Origin of the sequence: Streptomyces seoulensis, assembly GCF_004328625.1 — a bacterium.
GTDB classification, from domain to species: Bacteria; Actinomycetota; Actinomycetes; order Streptomycetales; family Streptomycetaceae; genus Streptomyces; species Streptomyces seoulensis.
In genome coordinates, this window is record NZ_CP032229.1 from 5,203,427 (window position 1) to 5,221,727 (window position 18,301).

The 18,301-nt window shown below is 71.3% G+C and carries 17 protein-coding genes; 11 read left to right on the forward strand and 6 right to left on the reverse strand.

Annotated elements, in window-relative coordinates; translation table 11 throughout:
* Positions 1–15 precede the first annotated feature (15 nt).
* From D0Z67_RS23880 to D0Z67_RS23900, 5 genes are all read left to right on the forward strand, one after another.
* On the forward strand, positions 16–1,590 hold the full coding sequence (locus D0Z67_RS23880; RefSeq protein ID WP_031183625.1) for a PucR family transcriptional regulator: 1,575 nt from the start codon (positions 16–18) through the stop codon (positions 1,588–1,590).
* 177 nt (positions 1,591–1,767) lie between these two features.
* Positions 1,768–2,610, forward strand: coding sequence for a nitrilase-related carbon-nitrogen hydrolase (locus D0Z67_RS23885; RefSeq protein ID WP_031183624.1), 843 nt, complete (start codon positions 1,768–1,770; stop codon positions 2,608–2,610).
* A 91-nt stretch (positions 2,611–2,701) separates the two neighbouring features.
* Positions 2,702–4,105: a dihydropyrimidinase gene (gene hydA, locus D0Z67_RS23890; RefSeq protein WP_031183623.1), complete on the forward strand. Its 1,404-nt coding sequence runs from the start codon at positions 2,702–2,704 to the stop codon at positions 4,103–4,105.
* A gap of 11 nt (positions 4,106–4,116) precedes the next feature.
* Positions 4,117–5,136 (forward strand): TIGR03842 family LLM class F420-dependent oxidoreductase, encoded by a 1,020-nt coding sequence (locus D0Z67_RS23895; RefSeq protein ID WP_031183622.1) that lies wholly within the window; start codon positions 4,117–4,119, stop codon positions 5,134–5,136.
* A 135-nt stretch (positions 5,137–5,271) separates the two neighbouring features.
* Positions 5,272–6,801: an NCS1 family nucleobase:cation symporter-1 gene (locus D0Z67_RS23900; protein WP_031183621.1), complete on the forward strand. Its 1,530-nt coding sequence runs from the start codon at positions 5,272–5,274 to the stop codon at positions 6,799–6,801.
* Positions 6,802–6,855: 54 nt separating this feature from the next.
* Here the strand turns inward: D0Z67_RS23900 and D0Z67_RS23905 are convergent, their stop codons facing one another.
* Positions 6,856–7,527 carry a hypothetical protein gene (locus D0Z67_RS23905; protein WP_031183620.1) on the reverse strand — a complete coding sequence of 224 codons (672 nt, stop codon included), beginning with the start codon at positions 7,525–7,527 and terminating at the stop codon, positions 6,856–6,858.
* A 309-nt stretch (positions 7,528–7,836) separates the two neighbouring features.
* Here D0Z67_RS23905 and D0Z67_RS23910 point away from each other — a divergent pair, with 309 nt between their 5' ends.
* From D0Z67_RS23910 to D0Z67_RS23930, 5 genes are all read left to right on the forward strand, one after another.
* Positions 7,837–8,985 carry a S1 family peptidase gene (locus D0Z67_RS23910; RefSeq protein WP_031183619.1) on the forward strand — a complete coding sequence of 383 codons (1,149 nt, stop codon included), beginning with the start codon at positions 7,837–7,839 and terminating at the stop codon, positions 8,983–8,985.
* 189 nt (positions 8,986–9,174) lie between these two features.
* Positions 9,175–10,971, forward strand: a complete 1,797-nt coding sequence (locus D0Z67_RS23915) for a gamma-glutamyltransferase family protein (protein WP_031183618.1) — start codon at positions 9,175–9,177, stop codon at positions 10,969–10,971.
* 112 nt (positions 10,972–11,083) lie between these two features.
* Positions 11,084–11,926 carry an inositol monophosphatase family protein gene (locus tag D0Z67_RS23920; RefSeq protein ID WP_031183617.1) on the forward strand — a complete coding sequence of 281 codons (843 nt, stop codon included), beginning with the start codon at positions 11,084–11,086 and terminating at the stop codon, positions 11,924–11,926.
* A gap of 78 nt (positions 11,927–12,004) precedes the next feature.
* Complete coding sequence (locus tag D0Z67_RS23925) at positions 12,005–13,423, forward strand: phytoene desaturase family protein (protein WP_031183616.1); 1,419 nt, start codon at positions 12,005–12,007, stop codon at positions 13,421–13,423.
* Positions 13,420–13,929, forward strand: coding sequence for an O-acetyl-ADP-ribose deacetylase (locus tag D0Z67_RS23930; protein WP_031183615.1), 510 nt, complete (start codon positions 13,420–13,422; stop codon positions 13,927–13,929). Before D0Z67_RS23925 ends, D0Z67_RS23930 begins: the two co-directional genes overlap by 4 nt.
* Before the next feature lie 308 nt (positions 13,930–14,237).
* On the opposite strand, the gene D0Z67_RS23935 is transcribed toward D0Z67_RS23930, so the two are convergent.
* Together D0Z67_RS23935 and D0Z67_RS30610 are read right to left on the reverse strand one after the other, a co-directional pair.
* Positions 14,238–14,576, reverse strand: coding sequence for a hypothetical protein (locus D0Z67_RS23935; RefSeq protein ID WP_031183614.1), 339 nt, complete (start codon positions 14,574–14,576; stop codon positions 14,238–14,240).
* A 14-nt stretch (positions 14,577–14,590) separates the two neighbouring features.
* Positions 14,591–14,902 carry a DUF4365 domain-containing protein gene (locus D0Z67_RS30610; RefSeq protein WP_078873662.1) on the reverse strand — a complete coding sequence of 104 codons (312 nt, stop codon included), beginning with the start codon at positions 14,900–14,902 and terminating at the stop codon, positions 14,591–14,593.
* 287 nt (positions 14,903–15,189) lie between these two features.
* Between D0Z67_RS30610 and D0Z67_RS23945 the strand changes: the two genes are divergently transcribed.
* The gene (locus tag D0Z67_RS23945; protein WP_031183613.1) at positions 15,190–15,420 is read left to right on the forward strand and encodes a hypothetical protein; all 231 of its coding nucleotides are present in this window, start codon (positions 15,190–15,192) and stop codon (positions 15,418–15,420) included.
* A gap of 190 nt (positions 15,421–15,610) precedes the next feature.
* Here D0Z67_RS23945 and D0Z67_RS23950 read toward each other — a convergent pair whose 3' ends face one another.
* From D0Z67_RS23950 to D0Z67_RS23960, 3 genes are read right to left on the reverse strand one after another with little or no spacing between them, the layout of a single operon-like run.
* Positions 15,611–16,327, reverse strand: a complete 717-nt coding sequence (locus D0Z67_RS23950; RefSeq protein ID WP_031183612.1) for an SDR family oxidoreductase — start codon at positions 16,325–16,327, stop codon at positions 15,611–15,613.
* Between the two features lie 14 nt (positions 16,328–16,341).
* Positions 16,342–16,722, reverse strand: a complete 381-nt coding sequence (locus D0Z67_RS23955; RefSeq protein ID WP_031183611.1) for a 5-carboxymethyl-2-hydroxymuconate Delta-isomerase — start codon at positions 16,720–16,722, stop codon at positions 16,342–16,344.
* A gap of 22 nt (positions 16,723–16,744) precedes the next feature.
* Positions 16,745–18,166: an MFS transporter gene (locus D0Z67_RS23960; RefSeq protein WP_051888144.1), complete on the reverse strand. Its 1,422-nt coding sequence runs from the start codon at positions 18,164–18,166 to the stop codon at positions 16,745–16,747.
* Positions 18,167–18,301 lie beyond the last annotated feature (135 nt).

Here is an 18,301-nt window from a genome sequence, read left to right on the forward strand (position 1 = left end):
AACGAGGTACCGCCGATGACCATGACCTCGGATTTCCGGCACGCGTCCCGGCCGGAGGAACCGGCCCTGTCCGTCCGGCAGGTGCTCACGCTGGAGCGGGTGCTCGCCGGGGAGCCCGAGGTGGTGGCCGGGGCCGACGGGCTCGACCGGGCGGTGCGCTGGGTGCACGTGGCCGAGGCCGCCGACGTAGGCGTGATGCTCACCGGCGGCGAGATGGTGCTCACCACCGGGGTGCTGCTCGCGGGGGACGAGGCCAAGCAGGCCGCGTACATCCAGTCGCTGCACCGGGCGGAGGCCGCCGCCGTGGTCCTCGGGCTCGGCCGTGCCTTCCCCACGCCGCCCGAGGTGATGCGCCGGGCCGCCGAGCGGTGCGGGCTGCCACTGGTGGTGCTGCACCGGCCCTTCCCGTTCGCCGAACTGACCGAGGAGGTCCAATCCCGGCTGGTACGGGCCAAGTTCGCCGCCGTCAGCCTCTCCGAGTCCGTCCGGACGAGCCTCACCGCGCTGATCACCTCCGGCGCCCCGCTGCAACGCCTGCTGGACGAGGTCGCACAGCACTCCGGGTGCCCGGTCGTCCTCACCAACCTCGCGCACCGGGTCCTCGCCACGGCGGGGGAGCGGCCCGCCGTGGACGACGTGCTGCGCGACTGGGAGCGCATCGCCCGGCAGGCCGGAGGCAGCGAGGGCGACGGCTGGGTCCGCGCCGAGCTGGGCGGGCGCGGGGAATGCTGGGGCCGGCTGCTGCTGTGCGGCTACCGGGGCGACTCCGCCACCGGGCGCCTGCTCGCGGACCGGGCCGCCGAGGCGCTGGTGCTGCACCGGATGCTCGGCGGCGCCTCCGGCCGCACCTGGGAGGAGCAGTCCGCGCACGGTCTGCTGACCGACCTCGCCTCCGGGACCGTACCGGCCCGGCACCTGCTCCCCAGGGCGCGGGCGGCCGGACTCCCCGTCAACCGGCGGACGTTCGTGCCGCTGGTCGTGCCCGGTGCCGAACCCGAGCTGCTGGACCGGGTGCTGCGCACGCTGGGCCTGACCGGGCTGGTCGCGGAGCTGGCTGACGGGGCGAGTGCCGTACTGCTCAGCCTCGCCCGCGACCAGGACGCCGAGGCGCTCACCGGCCGTCTCGCCGCCCGGCTGCGCACCCCCGAGCTGCCGGACGCCGTGGTCGCCGCCGCCGACCCGCGCACCTGCTGGGACGACGTGCCCGCCGGGCTGCGCGAGGCCCGGCACGTCGCGGACGCGGTCGCCGGGGCCGCCCTGGACCGGCCGGCCGTGGTCCGGCTGCGGGACGTGCATCTGCGCGGGCTGATCCGGCTGCTGCGCGACGACCCCCAGGTACAGTCCTTCGCCGAACGCGAGCTGGACGGCCTGCTGTGCGGCGGCGAGGGCGAGCTGCTGGACGTACTGCGTACCTACCTGGCGACCGGCCGCAACAAGTCCCGCACCGCCCAGCTCCACCACGTCTCCCGGCCCGCGCTGTACCGCCGCCTGGAGGCCATACAGGCGCGGCTCGGGATCGACCTGGACGACTTCGAACAGGCGGCCTCCGTGCACATCGCACTCCTCGCGCACGACGCGCAACAGGGCTGAAACATGCCACGACCTGCGAAAACGGCGGTGAAACATGGTTACGGCACAACGTGACACGGTGCCACGCCCGCACCCCGCAGACGTGACACCGTGCCACTCAAACCGGCCGCCCGGCCTTCCTAGGCTCCAGGAGCGGGCGTCGGAAGCCCCCGCACACCGAGCGACCCGGAGGTCCCGATGAGCCGAGTGATCCGCGCCGCCCTCTTCCAGACGGCCTGGACGGGCGACAAGGAATCCATGATCCAGGTGCACGAGCAGGCGGCCCGCGACGCCGCCGCCCAGGGCGCCCAAGTCCTCTGCTTCCAGGAGCTGTTCTACGGCCCCTACTTCTGCCAGGTCCAGGACAAGGCGTTCTATGAGTACGCCGAGCAGATCCCCGAGGGCCCCACCGTCCGCCGCTTCCAGGCGCTGGCGAAGGAACTGGGCATCGTCCTGGTGCTGCCGATGTACGAGGAGGAGCAGCCCGGCGTCCTCTACAACACCGCCGCCGTGATCGACGCGGACGGCTCCTACCTCGGCAAGTACCGCAAGACCCACATCCCGCAAGTCCAGGGGTTCTGGGAGAAGTTCTACTTCCGTCCCGGCAACAGCGGCTGGCCCGTCTTCGACACCGCCGTCGGCCGGATCGGCGTCTACATCTGCTACGACCGCCACTTCCCGGAAGGCTGGCGGGCGTTGGGCCTGGCCGGCGCCGAGATCGTCTTCAACCCCTCGGCCACCTCGCGCGGACTCTCCCGCTACCTCTGGCAGTTGGAGCAGCCGGCGGCGGCCGTGGCCAACGAGTACTTCGTCGGCGCGATCAACCGGGTTGGCGTGGAGGACCTGGGCGACAACGACTTCTACGGCACCACGTACTTCGTCGACCCCGAGGCCCAGTTCGTCGGCGAGGTCGCCGGCGACAAGGAGACCGAACTCGTCGTCCGCGACCTCGACATGGCCAAGCTCCGCGAGGTCCGCGACCGCTGGCAGTTCTACAGGGACCGCGAGCCGAACGCGTACGGCCCGCTGACCGCGCCCTGAAGGGGCGCGGGACCGCATCGATATGCGGCTGCCGCCGCGTGAGCGCGACAAGCCACGAACCACCCGCAGCGGACCACCAGGAGAGGACCCCATGTCCCGCCGCACGCTGATCCGGAACGGACTCGTCATCACCGCCTCCGACGAGATCCACGCCGACGTACTCATCGAGGACGGCCGAATCGCCGCTCTGGCCGCCACAGGCACTGCCGCCGCCGAGGCGTTCACCGCGGACCGGACCATCGACGCCACCGGAAAGTACGTCATCCCCGGCGGCGTGGACGGCCACACCCACATGGAGATGCCGTTCGGCGGCACCTACGCCGCCGACACCTTCGAGACCGGCACCCGGGCCGCGGCCTGGGGCGGCACGACCACCATCGTGGACTTCGCCATCCAGAACGTCGGCGGCACCCTGCGCGAGGGCCTGGACGCCTGGCACCAGAAGGCCGAGGGCAACTGCGCCATCGACTACGGCTTCCACATGATCGTCTCCGATGTGAACCAGGAGACGCTCAAGGAGATGGACCTGCTGGTCGAGGAGGGGGTGACCTCGTTCAAGCAGTTCATGGCCTACCCGGGCGTCTTCTACTCGGACGACGGCCAGATCCTCCGCGCGATGCAGCGCGCCGCCGGGAATGGCGGGCTGATCATGATGCACGCCGAGAACGGCATCGCCATCGACGTCCTGGTCGAGCAGGCCCTCGCGCGCGGCGAGACCGACCCCCGCTACCACGGCGAGGTCCGCAAGGCCCTGCTGGAGGCCGAGGCCACCCACCGCGCGATCAAGCTGGCCCAGGTCGCCGGCGCCCCCCTGTACGTGGTGCACGTCTCGGCGCAGGAGGCGGTGGCCGAGCTGACGCGGGCCCGCGACGAGGGGCTGAACGTCTTCGGCGAGACCTGCCCGCAGTACCTCTTCCTGTCCACCGACAACCTCGCCGAGCCGGACTTCGAGGGCGCCAAGTACGTGTGCAGCACCCCGCTGCGTACCCGCGACCACCAGGCCGCACTCTGGCGGGGCCTGCGCACCAACGATCTCCAGGTGGTCTCCACCGATCACTGCCCGTTCTGCTTCTCGGGCCAGAAGGAGCTGGGCCGGGGCGACTTCTCCAAGATCCCCAACGGGATGCCGGGCGTGGAGAACCGCATGGACCTCCTCCACCAGGCCGTGGTCGACGGCCACATCTCGCGCCGCCGCTGGATCGAGATCGCCTGCGCGACCCCGGCCCGCATGTTCGGCATGTACCCGAAGAAGGGCACCATCGCCCCCGGCGCGGACGCCGACGTGGTGATCTACGACCCGCACGCCGAGCAGGTCATCTCGGCCGAGACGCACCACATGAACGTCGACTACTCGGCGTACGAGGGCAAGCGGATCACCGGCCGGGTCGAGACGGTCCTCTCGCGCGGCGTCCCCGTGATCACCGAGCGGGAGTACACCGGCCGCGCCGGGCACGGCGTGTACACCCCGCGCTCCACCTGTCAGTACCTCAACTAGGAGTGGTGCCCATGGACTTCGGTCTCGTACTCCAGACCGACCCGCCCGCCTCCCGCGTCGTCGACCTGATGCGGCGGGCCGAGCGCAACGGCTTCACCTACGGCTGGACCTTCGACTCGGCCGTGCTCTGGCAGGAGCCGTTCGTCATCTACAGCCAGATCCTGGCCCAGACCGACCGGCTCACCGTCGGCCCGATGGTCACCAACCCGGGCACCCGCACCTGGGAGGTCACCGCGTCCACCTTCGCCACCCTCAACGACATGTACGGTAACCGCACGGTGTGCGGCATCGGGCGCGGGGACTCCGCGATGCGCGTCGCGGGCCGCAAGCCCAACACCCTGGCCCGGATCAGCGAGGCCATGAAGGTCATCCGCGCCCTCGGCCGGGGCGAGGAGACCGACCTCGGCGGCACCCCGATCCGCCTGCCCTGGGTGAAGCCGGGCGCCGAACTCCCCGTCTGGATGGCCGCGTACGGGCCCAAGGCGCTGAAGATGACCGGCGAGGAGGCCGACGGGTTCATCCTCCAGCTCGCCGACCTCTACCTCACCGAGTTCATGGTCAAGGCCGTCAAGGACGCCGCCGTCGCCGCCGGCCGCGACCCCGACGAGGTCACCATCTGCGTGGCCGCCCCCGCCTACGTCACCGACGACGACTCGCCCGAGGCGCTCGCCCACGCCCGCGAACAGTGCCGCTGGTTCGGCGGCATGGTCGGCAACCACGTGGCCGACCTCGTGTCCCGCTACGGCGAGCACTCCGCGCAGATCCCCGACGAACTGACCGACTACATCAAGGCCCGCGAGGGCTACGACTACGCCCACCACGGACGCAGCGGCAACCCCGACACCCAGTTCGTGCCCGACGAGATCGTGGACCGCTTCTGCCTGATCGGCCCGGTCAAGGACCACATCGAGAAGCTGAACGCGCTCCGGGCCCTGGGCGTCGACCAGTTCGCGGTGTACGACATGCACGACGCGCAGGAGGCCACCATCGACGCCTACGGCTCGAAGGTGATCCCCGCCGTCAACGCCTGAGCACGGCAGGCGAATCGAACTCCCCCTTCCCGCGCCCCGCGCGCGGAAGGGGGCCAGGACGCCCGTACGGAACCCTTACGGCGCACCCCCCCCCGCACGGCCTGTCCCGACCCTCCCATCCGATTGGCCTGCACCATGACCGAAACCGCACCCACGGCCATACCACCCTCCGCCCAAGTCACCCTCACCGACGGCCGGGTGGAGATCGCCCCCGGCGCCCCCGCGCCCAGCGGCCCCTACGCCAACGAGGACCTGCTTCCCGTACCGGCCGCCAAGCGGACCTGGACGACGTACAACTTCTCCGCGCTGTGGGTCGGCATGGCCCACAACACCGCCTCCTGGACGCTGGCTTCGGGCCTGATCGCGGTCGGCATGGACTGGAAACAGGCCGTGTTCACCATCGCGCTGGCCAACCTGATCGTGCTGGTGCCGATGCTGCTCACCGGGCACGCCGGACCCAAGTACGGCATCCCCTTCCCGGTGTTCGCCCGCGCCTCCTTCGGGGTGCGCGGCGCCAACCTGCCCGCCGTCGTACGGGCGTTGGTGGCGTGTGGCTGGTTCGGCATCCAGACCTGGATCGGCGGCGAGGCCATCTTCTTCCTGGCCGGCAAGCTGATCGGCGACAGCTGGTCCGGCGCCGCGCACATCGGCGGCTACGCCTGGACCATGTGGCTCTCCTTCGCCATCTTCTGGGCGCTCCAAGTGGCCATCATCCTGCGGGGCATGGAGACCATCCGCCGCTTCGAGAACTGGGCCGCGCCCTTCGTGATCGTCGGCGCGTTCGTGATGCTGTGGTGGATGAGCGACCAGGCCGGGGGAGTCGGCCCGCTCTTCGACCAGCCGTCCAAGCTGGGCTGGGGCGGCGACTTCTGGAAGCTGTTCTGGCCCTCCCTGATGGGCATGATCGGCTTCTGGTCCACCCTCTCCCTGAACATCCCCGACTTCACCCGCTACGGCCGCAGCCAGCGCGCCCAGACCCTCGGCCAGGCGTTCGGCCTGCCCACGACCATGACCCTGTTCGCGTTCCTGTCGGTGCTGGTCACCTCGGGTTCGCAGGCGGTGTACGGCGAGCCGGTCTGGGACCCGGTCCAGCTCGCCGCCAAGACCGACAACGTGGTGGGCCTGATCTACGCCCTGGTCACCGTGCTGGTGGCGACCCTCTCCGTGAACATCGCGGCCAACCTGGTCTCCCCGGCCTTCGACTTCTCCAACGTCGCCCCGCGCAAGGTGAGTTTCCGCACCGGCGCACTGATCACCGCCGTCCTCGCGGTGCTGATCTTCCCGTGGCGGCTCTACTCCGACCCGCAGGGCTACATCTTCACCTGGCTCGGTCTGGTCGGCGGTCTGCTCGGTACGGTCGCGGGCATCCTGGTCGCCGACTACTGGTTCCTGCGCCGCACCCGGCTCGACCTGGCCGACCTGTACCGGGCGGGCGGACGGTACTGGTACGCGGGCGGCTGGAACTGGCGGGCGGTGGCCGCCTTCGTGGTGGGCGGCGTCCTCGCCGTCGGCGGCGCCGACTTCCATCCGCTGATCGACGGCCGCCCGATCCCGGCCCTGCGCCCGCTGGCCGACTACGGCTGGGCGGTCGGCCTCGGCACGTCCATGGTGCTGTACGTGGTGCTGACGCTGGCCAGCGGCAGGAGGAGGCCGGCTGCCGCCTGACGACGGAGAGAGCCCCGGCGGTCGACCGACTGCCGGGGCTCTGCCGTTACTCGGCTACTTGGCGCCGCCGCGCAGCGAGGCCACCGCGTCCTTGGCCGCCTTGATGGCACCCTTGTTGATCTCGGCGGTCTCCGGCGCCTTCTTGCTCTCGAAGTCACTGCCGCTGTACGTGACGACCACCAGCGCGTTGGCGGCACGGGCCAGCACCACGCCCTCGCGGGTCTGCTGCTTGTCCTCGGTGTTCAGGTTCACGACGGAGTAGCCGCCGTCACCGAGCCCCGGCACGGGCCCGCCGCCGCTCTTCTCGGCGACCCGCTGCTGGTACTCCTTCTTTGCCGCGTCGTCGGAGGCGGCCACCTCGTAGGAGACGTCCAGCCAGCGGTAGTCGTAGCCCTTGAGCGCGTTCCACGAACAGGTGCGGCGCAGCGCGGAGTCGGTGGACGGTATCTCCTTGCCGGCCGTCTTCGCCCCGGGCACCAGGGACTTGACGGTGGCCACGGGCACCCCGGTGCAGGGCGCGGGCGCGGCGTCGTACGTCTTCACGGCGGGCGCGGCGGAGGACGGACCCGGAGCGGCTGAGGCGCCGGAGGACGCCTGACTCGCGGGCGTGGGACCGGAGTTGGCGGTGGCGGCGGGACCCGAGCTGAGGGCCCAGCCCGCGACGGCCAGCACGACGACCGGCGACAGTCGAGCGGTGAGGGCGAGCGGCAGAGGCAGAGGACTCACGGCGCACTTCTCGTGGGAGAGGGGGTGACGGAAGGGGTCCGCAGGGACGGGGGGACGCCAGTCTCACACGAGGGGTCCGCACCACGGAAGCCCGAACTCGCTGCGTACTCACGCCGTGACGCGGCCCGGACGCCGAGGAGGCGCATACCGCTCATATCCCCGCCGTCCCCACGCCGGGGACAGAGGGCGTGTGATTGGCATGGACCTGTTGTGGAGGTGCCGCTAGGCTCTGCCCCGCACTGATGAGAGCGCTCTCAGAAATCGGCTGTTCCACCCCCACCTCGTTGGAACGACGAAGGGCAACTCCCCATGAGACGCAAGAAAGTCATGCGCGCCGCCGCAGCCGCACTCCTCGTGCTCGGCGGCCTCTCCGCGGCGGGCACCCTCCCCGCCGCCGCGCAGAACGCCGGCGAAGCCCCCGCCTCCAAGAGCCTGCTGACCGCGATGCAGCACGACTTCGGGCTCACCAAGTCCCAGGCCGAGGCCCGCCTCAAGGCCGAACGCGCGGCCACCGGCCTCGACCCGAAGGCCCGCGCCACCGCCGGTGCCGCCTACGGCGGGTCCTGGTTCGACGCCAAGAGCAACCGGCTGACCGTGGCCGTGACCGACGACGCCTCCGCGAGCGTCCGCCAGAAGCTCCGGGACGCCGGGGTCACCGTACGCACGGCGGAGCGCAGCGCCCGCGAGCTGAACGCGGCCAAGGCGCGCGTCGACCGCCTCAAGGCGCCCAGGTCCGTGACCAGTTGGCACGCCGACCCGAGCACCGGGTCCGTCGTGATCGACGTCGTCCGCACCAAGGCCGCGGACAACGATGTCCAGCGCTTCCTGGCGAGCGCCCGCAAGGCGGGTCCCGTCACCGTGAACAAGGTCGCCGGGTCCGCGAGCACCCTGGCGGCCGGCACGGTCGGCGGCGACCCGTACTACACGGGCAACGTCCGCTGTTCCATCGGCTTCTCGGTGTACGGCGGCTTCGTCACCGCCGGGCACTGCGGCCAGCCTTCCGCCGCCGTGTACGGCTGGGACCAGTCCTACGTCGGCAACTTCCAGGGCTCGTCGTTCCCCGACAACGACTACGCCTGGGTCAACGTGGGCAGCGGCTGGTGGACCGTACCGGTCGTGCTCGGCTGGGGCACCACCTCCGACCAGCTGGTGCGCGGCTCCAACGTGGCGCCTCCCGGCACCTCCATCTGCCGCTCCGGCTCCACCAGCCACTGGCACTGCGGCAGCGTCCTCGCGCTGAACGAGACCGTCAACTACAGCCAGGGCGCGGTGCACCAGCTCACCAAGACCAACGTGTGCGCCGAACCCGGTGACTCAGGCGGCTCGTTCATCAGCGGCGACCAGGCCCAGGGCGTCACCTCCGGCGGCTGGGGCAACTGCTCCAGCGGCGGCGAGACCTGGTTCCAGCCGATCAACGAGATCCTGAGCCGGTACGGGCTGACTCTGCACACGGCCTGATTTCCGCTCTCGCACGACGGCCCCGCGGGCGTGCTCGCTCGCGGGGCCCTCTCATGTGCCGGCTCGTGACGGCCTCTTGCGGGCGGCCCCCCCCTTGCGTCGGCCTCGGCCGAACAAGTTTCATCCTGCATGGGTCACCGGGCGGGAAAGAGCCGGTGCGCAGAGGAGTCCGTGCAGAGAAGAGGCCGTATGTTCACCACCCGTCCCACCCTCCAGGGCACCTTCGGCATGGTGTCCAGCACCCACTGGCTGGCCTCCCAGTCGGCCATGGCGGTGCTGGAGGACGGCGGCAACGCCTTCGACGCGGCCGTGGCCGGCGCGTTCGTGCTGCACGTCGTCGAGCCCCACCTGAACGGCCCGGCGGGCGAGGTCCCGATCCTGCTCGCCCCGGTGGGCGGCGAGGTCCAGGTGCTGTGCGGGCAGGGCGTCGCCCCGGCGGGCGCCACCGTCGCGCACTACCGGGGCCTCGGACTGGACCTCGTCCCCGGCACCGGCCCCCTCGCGGCCGCCGTCCCCGGGGCCTTCGACGCCTGGTTGCTGCTTCTGCGCGACCACGGAACCAAACCTCTGGACGAGGTGCTGAAGTACGCCATCGGCTACGCCGAGCACGGCCACCCGCCGGTCGAGAACGTCACCGCGACCGTGGAGAGCGTCCGCGAGCTGTTCGAGACCGAGTGGACCGGCTCGGCCGAGGTGTACCTGCCCGGCGGCCACGCACCCCGCCCCGGCGAGCCGCTGCACAACCCCGCCCTCGCCGCCACCTGGAAGCGCCTGCTGGCCGAGACCTCGGGCACGGGGGACCGGGAGGCCCGTATCGACGCCGCCCGCGCGGTGTGGCGTACGGGCTTCATCGCCGAGGCACTGCTCCGCCAGTCCCGCCGCCCCACGCTGGACTCCAGCGGCTCGCGCAACACCGGCACCCTCACCGAGGCCGACCTCGCGGACTGGACGGCGACCTACGAGGCTCCGGCCACGTACGACTGGAACGGCTGGACCCTCTGCAAGGCCGGCGCCTGGAGCCAGGGCCCGGTCCTCCTCCAGCAGCTCGCCCTCCTCCCGGCCGACCTCCCGGGGTACGGCAGCGCCGACTACGTCCACCTGCTGATCGAGGGCTGCAAGCTCGCCATGGCCGACCGCGAGGCGTGGTACGGCGACGCGGACGAGGTGCCGCTCACCGAGCTGCTGTCGGCGGAGTACAACACCGGGCGGCGGGAGCTGATCGGCGCCGACGCCTCCTGGGAGCTGCGGCCGGGGAGCCCCGGGGGGCGTACGCCCCGGCTGCCGAGGCTCGCCCACGCGCGCGTGCCGGGCGACGCCCTGGGGGTCGGGGAGCCGACCGTGGCCATGGCCGCCGAGCCCAGTGTGAGCGCCGACGGCACCACGCGCGGGGACACCTGCCATCTCGACGTGGTCGACCGCTGGGGCAACATGATCGCCGCCACGCCCAGCGGCGGCTGGCTCCAGTCCAACCCGGTCGTGCCCGAACTGGGCTTCCCGCTCGGCACCCGGCTTCAGATGACCTGGCTGGAGGAGGGCCTGCCGAACACCCTGACGCCGGGCCGCCGCCCCCGTACGACCCTCTCGCCGTCGCTCGCCCTGCGGGACGGCGTGCCGGTACTGGCCTTCGGCACGCCCGGCGGCGACCAGCAGGACCAGTGGCAGACCCACTTCTTCCTGGCGGCGGCCCTGAGCGCCCCGGTGCGGGGCGGTCTGGACCTCCAGGGCGCCATCGACGCCCCGAACTGGCACAACGACGGCTTCCCCAGTTCGTTCTACCCGCGCGGCTGGCGGGCGGGCAGCGTGACGGTGGAGTCCCGGATGCCTCAGGAGGTCGTCGCCGAGCTGCGGCGCCGGGGGCACGACGTGACCGTGGGTGCCGCCTGGTCGGAGGGGCGGCTGTGCGCGGTGGCCCGCGATCCGGCCACCGGGGTGCTGTCCGGCGCCGCGAATCCGCGGGGGATGCAGGGGTACGCGGTGGGCCGCTGAGCGGGCGGGCCTCACGCGAGCGAGCCGCAGGTCAGCGGCCCGCTCACCTGCGGGTCGGGAAGTTGTCCACAGCCGGGAGGGGGATGTCGCCGGACCGTGGTCTCATGGACACATGATCGACGACACCGGAACCATCGAGGAGTTTCTCGCCCACCACTCCGCCGACGTGGAGGAGGCGATCCGCAAGGCCGCGGCCACCGAGATCCTGCCCCGCTTCCGCCGCCTGGCCGAGCACGAGGTGGACCAGAAGAGCGGGCCGCACGACCTGGTGACCGACGCCGACCGGCTGGCCGAGCGGCGCCTCACCGAGGAGCTGAGCGCCCTGCTGCCCGGCTCGGTCGTGGTCGGCGAGGAGGCGGTGCACGCGAACCCGTCGTCGTACGACGCCGTCCGGGGCGACGCACCGGTGTGGATCATCGACCCGGTGGACGGCACCCGCCAGTTCGTGCACGGCAACGACGGCTTCTGCACCCTGGTCGCGCTCGCCCACCGGGGCACCGTGCTGGCCTCCTGGACGTACGCGCCGGTCCGGGACCAGTTCGCCACGGCCGTGCGCGGCAAGGGCGCGTTCCTGGACGGGGAGCGCCTCTTCGCCGGGCCGCCCGAGCCGGGCCGGGACCTCAAGGTCGCCGTCTCGCACCCGGACTACACCACCGAGGACCAGAAGCGCGCGCTGCGGGCCCTGTGGACCGACGGGGTCGCCCCGCGCTCCTGCGGCTCGGCGGGTCTGGAGTACCTGGCGATCGCTCGGGGCGAGACCGACGCCGTGGCGTTCTCCTGGGAGGCCGCCTGGGACCACGCGGCGGGCCTGCTGCTGGTGGAGGAGGCGGGCGGCGCCCACCTCACGCTCACCGGAGAGCCGTTCCGGATAACCGGGGGCAACGCGCTGCCGTTCACCGCCGCCCGCGACGCCACCACGGCCCGCCGGGTGGGGGAGCTGCTGCGCACGGGGTGAGAGGAGCGGCCGGGGCCGCCGAGAGCGCCCCGGCCTATGCTGATCCGAGTTGCCATCGGCTGACGAGGGGGTCGGAAGGTGCCGTCGATGCTGGACGCGGTCGTGGTGGGGGCGGGGCCGAACGGGCTGACCGCGGCCGTGGAGCTGGCCCGCCGGGGCTTCTCCGTGGCCGTCTTCGAGGCGCGGTCCACCGTGGGCGGCGGGGCCCGCACCGAGGAACTCACGCTGCCCGGCTTCCGGCACGACCCCTGCTCGGCCGCGCATCCCCTGGGCGTCAACTCGCCCGCGTTCCGCGCGATGCCGCTGGAGCGGTACGGGCTGCGGTGGCTGCACCCCGAGCTGCCGATGGCGCACCCGTTCCTGGACGGCAGCGCGGCGGTGCTGGCCCGCTCGGTCGCGGAGACGGCCGCGTCCTTCGGCCCGCGCGACGCGGGCGCGTACCGCAGGCTGATCACGCCGTTCCTGCACCGCTGGGACACCCTGCTGCGGGACTTCATGTCCCTGCCGCTGACCGCGCTGCCCCGCGACCCGGTCACCCTGGCCCGCTTCGGCCTGGCCGGCCTGCCGCCCGCGACGGCCCTGATGAGCCGCTTCCACGACGAGCGCTTCAAGGCCCTGTTCTCCGGCCTGGTCGCCCATACGATCGCCCCGCTGAACGGCTTCGCCACCAGCGCCATCGGCCTGGTCTTCGCCCTGGCCGCGCACGCGCGGGGCTGGCCGGTCCCGCTGGGCGGCTCCCAGTCGATCTCGGACGCGCTGACGGCGTACCTGCTCGACCTCGGCGGCGCGGTGCACACCGACTACGAGGTCAAGCGCCTGGACGACCTCCCCCCGGCCCGCGCCTACATCTTCGACACCTCACCCACCGCCCTGGCCCGCATCGCCGGCTTCGGCAGCTACTACGACGGCTACCGCTACGGCCCCAGCGTCTTCAAGATCGACTACGCCCTGGACGGCCCGGTTCCCTGGACCGCCCCCGAGGCCCGCACGGCCGGCACGGTCCAACTGGGCGCCAACCGCACCGAGATCGCCCGAGCCCTGCGCGCCGCGTCCCGCGAGGACCGCGCCCCGGACCCCCCGTTCCTGATCACCGTCCAGCCCAGCGTGGCCGACCCCACCCGCGCCCCGGAGGGCAAGCAGGTCTTCTGGGTCTACGGCCACGTCCCCAACAACTGGCAGGGCGATCTGACGGACGGGATCGAACGCCAACTGGAGCGCTTCGCCCCGGGTTTCCGCGACCGAGTCCTGGCCCGAGCCACAGCCGGCCCACCCGAGCTGGCGGCCCGCAACGCCAACTACGTCGGCGGCGACATCGCCTGCGGCGCGGTCGACGGCCTCCAGCTTTTGTTGCGCCCCCGCCCGACTGTGTTCCCGTATCGCACCCCGCATCCCGCCGTCTTCCTCTGCTCCTCCGCGACCCCGCCCGGCGCCGGGGTACACGGCATGTCCGGCCACAACGCGGCCAAGGACGTCTGGAGAAGGCTGAGGCGACGATGACCACGATCAGGCTTGTCCAGGGCGACATCACCGAGCAGCGCGTAGACGCCATCGTCAACGCGGCGAACTCGTCCTTGCTGGGCGGGGGAGGGGTGGACGGCGCGATCCACCGCCGGGGCGGCCCGGCGATCCTCGCGGCCTGCCGCGCCCTCCGCGCCTCCCGCCTCGGCGGGGGCCTCCCCACGGGCGAGGCGGTCGCCACGACGGCGGGGGATCTCCCGGCATCGTGGGTCATCCACACGGTGGGTCCTGTTTGGCAGGGACCCGGCTCCGACCCGGCGCCGCTGGCGTCCTGCTACCGGGAGTCGCTGCGGGTGGCGGACGAGCTGGAGGCACGGACGGTCGCGTTCCCCGCGATCTCGACGGGCGTCTACCGGTGGCCGGTGGAGGAGGCGGTGCGGGTCGCGGTGGCGACGGTGCGGACTGCTGAGACGGGGGTGGAGGAGGTGCGGTTCGTGTTGTTCGACGGGGGGACGTTCGGGGTATTTGCGGGGGTGGTGGGGTGAGGGGGGGGCATGTCTGATGGGCCAAGCGCTTAGAAGGCGCTGGCCGTGATCACCGAGGCGCATCCTCTTGCCTGGTGTTGCCCGCGAGCCGAGCGTGAGTCTTCGGCGTCTGCGACACGTATCCACGGAGAGGGAGGCAAGGCCCACCGGCTACGGCCACCCTTGCCGGGTATCCGCTTGAGCATGCTTGCTCTGGTCTACAACTCGTACAACGCCACCACCACGGTGTGGGCCTTCGGAGTCGCCAGTCTCGTCGTGCTGGCGGTCGGTTGGTACTTTCGACGTCGGAGGTAGGTCCGACACCCGCTTCAGCGCACCCCGACACCACGCCGGATACGCTCCGTCGTAGAAAAGCAAGAGGCGAGCCACAAGGCCTCCGGCATGTTCAGGGTCACGCCACTGATGACTGGGATAGGCGAGTTCCGCCTCAACTCCTCGGGGAAGCCCTCGCCGAAATCGAGCCGCTGAGCCCATGCGCCAGGCAGGAGCAACCCGCTAGTCGTGATCGGGATCGGATCCCAGTCGAGGTCGCTGTGCAGAAGCGTCGCGTGCGACTCTCCAGGGCGCTGCCAGAAGATCAGCTGCTCATCGAACTCATTGACCCAGTGCAGGACGTGGTCTGAGCGATCGAACACGACGCCTGCCATCTCACCGAGATGACTCAGGACAGCGTTCCGCCCTCGATTGTCCCGGACAACCTGATGGTGCGGGGCCGGCGGCCCTTCTGACCTCCAACACGGAGTTGCTTCGTAGCGTTCGCCCAGTACAACCTCTCTGTTTCTGGATCGAAAACGACACAGAACACGGGTACGTTGCCGTTTGCCCAAGTTTCGGAGTGCCGACGCACGGGCACTGCGTAGCCGTACGACCGTCTCCATGAGACGTCACCCTTCACCTGAACCGTGTGCAGGAGAGTGCGCAGAGCGTTAACCGCCGCCTGTTCCATCCGCCGCCCACTCGGAATTACCGTCATATCCCGCCCCCGTCCGCATGGTTGTCCGCCTACCGTGCCATGCGGGTCTGACACTGGGACGTTGGCAGAGCTACTTGCTGGGGGCTCCCATCTGTGCGTGGGAAGCTTGGGTTCGGGTGATCTCTGTGGCGGAAGAGGAAGGCGAGCGGCCGACCGATCCGCATGGACCGGCAAGCCCGGGAACGCGATCGGTCTGCGACCTGCGTCGATGCCGTAGTGGATCTGCGGGCCGCACTCAACGACATCGAAGCAGGGTATGTAACCGCCCGAAAGGAAGACCGGAGCGGATGGCGGACTGGAACGCGGGCAAAGCGGAGATCGAGCGGACCCAAGTCGCTTGTCTCCATGCCTCGCTCAAGCCCGCGAACAGCATCGAGGATTCGAAGGCACTGTGGCAGCAGTACGACACCGAGCAGAACGCCGCGCAGGACCCCGAGCGGCACACACCCCCTCGCTCGACGTCGTCCCAGCCATACGCACGTGGACCCTCGCGAACGATTTCAGACCTGACTCAGTGATGACGAAACGGCCGGCCCTCGAAGGCGTTGCCCTCGCCGCCCGAGGTCTGGCGTCAGCAAGGGCACGCTGGCCGAGTTGTCCGGGGCGTCCGACACGGCATGCGAGTCGGACAGCCGGAGCGGTGATGCCGGCACTTCGGTTCTGTTTCGCTGAGTTGCGATCGGGCTGCGTCGCCCCCGCGCCCCCGCCTCAGGCGATCATCCCCCCACCATCCACAAACACAGTCGTCCCCGTCGCGTACCCGTTCCCCGCCAAGAAGAGCACCGCCTCCGCCACATCCGAAGCCTCTCCCACCCGCCCCAGCGGCAGCCGCTGTACGGCGGAGGAGTACATCGTGTCCCGGGCCGCAGCGTCGAGCCCGTCCCACAGCGGCGTACGGAGGAGCCCCGGCGAGACCGCGTTCACCCGAAGCGGCGCGGTCTCAAGGGCCAGCCCCCGCACCAGCGCCTCCAGCGCGGCGTTGATCGCGCTCTGGAGGGCGGAGGCGCGGCCGGGGCGTTGGGAGAGGTAGCCGGAGACGAGGGTGAGGGAGCGGGTGGGGCGGAGGGCGCGGGCGATGCGGTACGCGCCCCAGAACTTGCTGTCCATCGCGGCGTACGCCTCCTCCAGCGGGAGGGTGTCGACGCGGCCCATCGGGGTTTCGCCCGCCGTGACCACCACGTGGTCGAAGGCACCCGCCGTGGCGGCGAACTTGGCCACCTCGTCGTCGGAGCGGATGTCGAGGGTCTGGCCGGTGACCGGGCCGGCGAGGCCGGAGAGGGCCGTCACCGCCTCGTCGATCCGCTGGGGGTTGCGGGAGACGATGACCGTGTCCGCGCCCTGGGCCGCGAACTCGCGGGCGGAGGCCAGGCCGACCCCCGAGGTGCCGCCGACGACAAGGACGCGCTGGTCCGCGTATGCGCTCATGGCTGTTTCCGTTCCTAGCGATTGGTCTGGTCGCCGGATCGCGTCCGGGCGAAGCTCGCGCGGTCCAGCCCGGTCACCTGGACGGAGATGTCGCAGGCCGTCTCGCGCAGGGTGGCCGGGAAGAACTCGGCCAGTACCGCGAGCGCCGCCTCGCTGATCGCCGCGCGGGCCTCGACGGACTTTCCCGCGAACGTCCGGATGTCGAGGTTCACGAAGGACTGCTCGTAGCTGCCGTCCCCGATGAGGAACCGGTCCATCGGGACCGTGCGGCTCTTGAAGTCCTGGAGGCGGAAACCGCCCGCCTCCGCAAGGGTGTTGTGGAGTCTGCCGAACACGGTCGCCGGGTCCATGGCGTCCCGGACGTTGCCGGAGTATTCGAGTACGAGGTGAGGCATGTCGCTCCCAGCTCCCAAGTGGTCAGTGGGCCTCGGCCGGCTGCAGGTCGACAGGTGCGGCCACCGGCCGGGGCTTGCGCGGGCCGAACGTGCTCAGGCCGGCGCTGACCGCGAGCGCGACCACCGCGGCGATCAGGGACGCCCGCAGCCCGGTCAGGAAGTGCCCGGAGGACGCCTGGCCCACGAGCAGCCCCATCACGGCGACGCCGATGAGCCCGCCCAACTGCCGTGAGGCGTTGAGGACTCCGGAGGCGATGCCCGCGTTGGCGGGGTCCACCGAGCCGAGCATGGCGTTGGTCATGGACGGCACCACGAGTCCGATGCCGAAACCGGCGACCACGAACTGCACCGCCATCCGCACGTACGCGTCCGAGCCGACGACCGGGATCGTGGCCAGGTAGCCGACGGCGGCCAGGAGGTTGCCGGTGATCAGCACCGAGCGGGCGCCGTACTTCTTGACCAGCGGGCCGCAGGACAGGTTGGCGATCATGATGGCGGCCGTCATCGGCAGGAACGCCAGGCCCGCGGTGATCGGCGAGTAGTCCCAGACCTGCTGGAAGAAGAGGCTGAAGACGAAGATCAGGCCGTAGAAGGCGAAGTTGAGCAGCACGCCGATGAGCGAGGTCGCCGAGAACGCGTGCCGGCGGAAGAGGTGTAGCGGCAGCATCGGGTCGTGCGTACGGCGCTCGGCGGCGAAGAAGCCGGCCAGCGCGAGCACGAAGACGACCAGGCAGGTCAGCACGGTGGCCGAGGTCCAGCCCCGCGCGTTGGCCTCCACGATCGCGCCGGTCAGCGCGCCCAGGCCGACGACGGCGAGCAGCTGGCCCGGCAGGTCCAGCGAGCGGGCCACGGAGACGTCACGGGCGGGCGCCGGGCGGGCGTAGGCCCGGACCAGGACGATGCCGAGCGCCGCGATCGGGACGTTGACGAAGAAGATCGAGCGCCAGCCCAGCGCGTCCACCAGCAGACCGCCGACCACCGGGCCGAGGGCCAGCGCGAGACCGCCCGCCGCCGCCCACAGGCTCACCGCGCGGGTGCGCTCGTGGGGGTCGGGGAAGTTGGTGTTCACGATCGACAGCGACGACGGCACGATCATCGCCGCGCCCACGCCCTGGAGGACCCGGGCGGCGATCAGCGCGACCAGCGTGGGGGCGGCGCCGCAGATCAGCGAGGTGACGGCGAAGAGCGCGAAGCCCCACATGAAGATCTGCTTGGGGTCGTAGCGGTCACCCATGGCGCCGGCGGTCAGCAGGAAGGCCGCGAAGGTGAGGGTGTAGCCGTTGATCACCCACTCCAGGCCCGAGAGGCTGCCGCCGAACTCGGTGCCGAGGGCCTTGGTGGCGACGTTCACGACGCTGACGTCGAGGATGACGACGACGAAACCGAGGCACGCGGCGAACAGCGTCAGTCCTGGCCTGGTCTTGTGCGATGAGGTCTGGGGCACGGGTCTTCCTTCCGGCGGCGGGAGAGGGCGACGAGAGGTGCGGGAGCGGGGCGGGGCGCCACTGGCTCAGGTAGAGTGTTCGCTGTTGAACGAACAATCGGAGTGTACGCAGATCATCGAACACTCTGCAATCCG

Bases quoted from the DNA above. Each gene is read 5' to 3' on its own strand.
- D0Z67_RS23880 (WP_031183625.1), top strand. From the start codon at position 16: ATGACCATGACCTCGGATTTCCGGCACGCGTCCCGGCCGGAGGAACCG.
- D0Z67_RS23885 (WP_031183624.1), top strand. From the start codon at position 1,768: ATGAGCCGAGTGATCCGCGCCGCCCTCTTCCAGACGGCCTGGACGGGC.
- hydA (WP_031183623.1), top strand. From the start codon at position 2,702: ATGTCCCGCCGCACGCTGATCCGGAACGGACTCGTCATCACCGCCTCC.
- D0Z67_RS23895 (WP_031183622.1), top strand. From the start codon at position 4,117: ATGGACTTCGGTCTCGTACTCCAGACCGACCCGCCCGCCTCCCGCGTC.
- D0Z67_RS23900 (WP_031183621.1), top strand. From the start codon at position 5,272: ATGACCGAAACCGCACCCACGGCCATACCACCCTCCGCCCAAGTCACC.
- D0Z67_RS23910 (WP_031183619.1), top strand. From the start codon at position 7,837: ATGAGACGCAAGAAAGTCATGCGCGCCGCCGCAGCCGCACTCCTCGTG.
- D0Z67_RS23915 (WP_031183618.1), top strand. From the start codon at position 9,175: ATGTTCACCACCCGTCCCACCCTCCAGGGCACCTTCGGCATGGTGTCC.
- D0Z67_RS23920 (WP_031183617.1), top strand. From the start codon at position 11,084: ATGATCGACGACACCGGAACCATCGAGGAGTTTCTCGCCCACCACTCC.
- D0Z67_RS23930 (WP_031183615.1), top strand. From the start codon at position 13,420: ATGACCACGATCAGGCTTGTCCAGGGCGACATCACCGAGCAGCGCGTA.
- D0Z67_RS23935 (WP_031183614.1), bottom strand. From the start codon at position 14,576: ATGGCAGGCGTCGTGTTCGATCGCTCAGACCACGTCCTGCACTGGGTC.
- D0Z67_RS30610 (WP_078873662.1), bottom strand. From the start codon at position 14,902: ATGACGGTAATTCCGAGTGGGCGGCGGATGGAACAGGCGGCGGTTAAC.
- D0Z67_RS23945 (WP_031183613.1), top strand. From the start codon at position 15,190: ATGGCGGACTGGAACGCGGGCAAAGCGGAGATCGAGCGGACCCAAGTC.
- D0Z67_RS23950 (WP_031183612.1), bottom strand. From the start codon at position 16,327: ATGAGCGCATACGCGGACCAGCGCGTCCTTGTCGTCGGCGGCACCTCG.
- D0Z67_RS23955 (WP_031183611.1), bottom strand. From the start codon at position 16,722: ATGCCTCACCTCGTACTCGAATACTCCGGCAACGTCCGGGACGCCATG.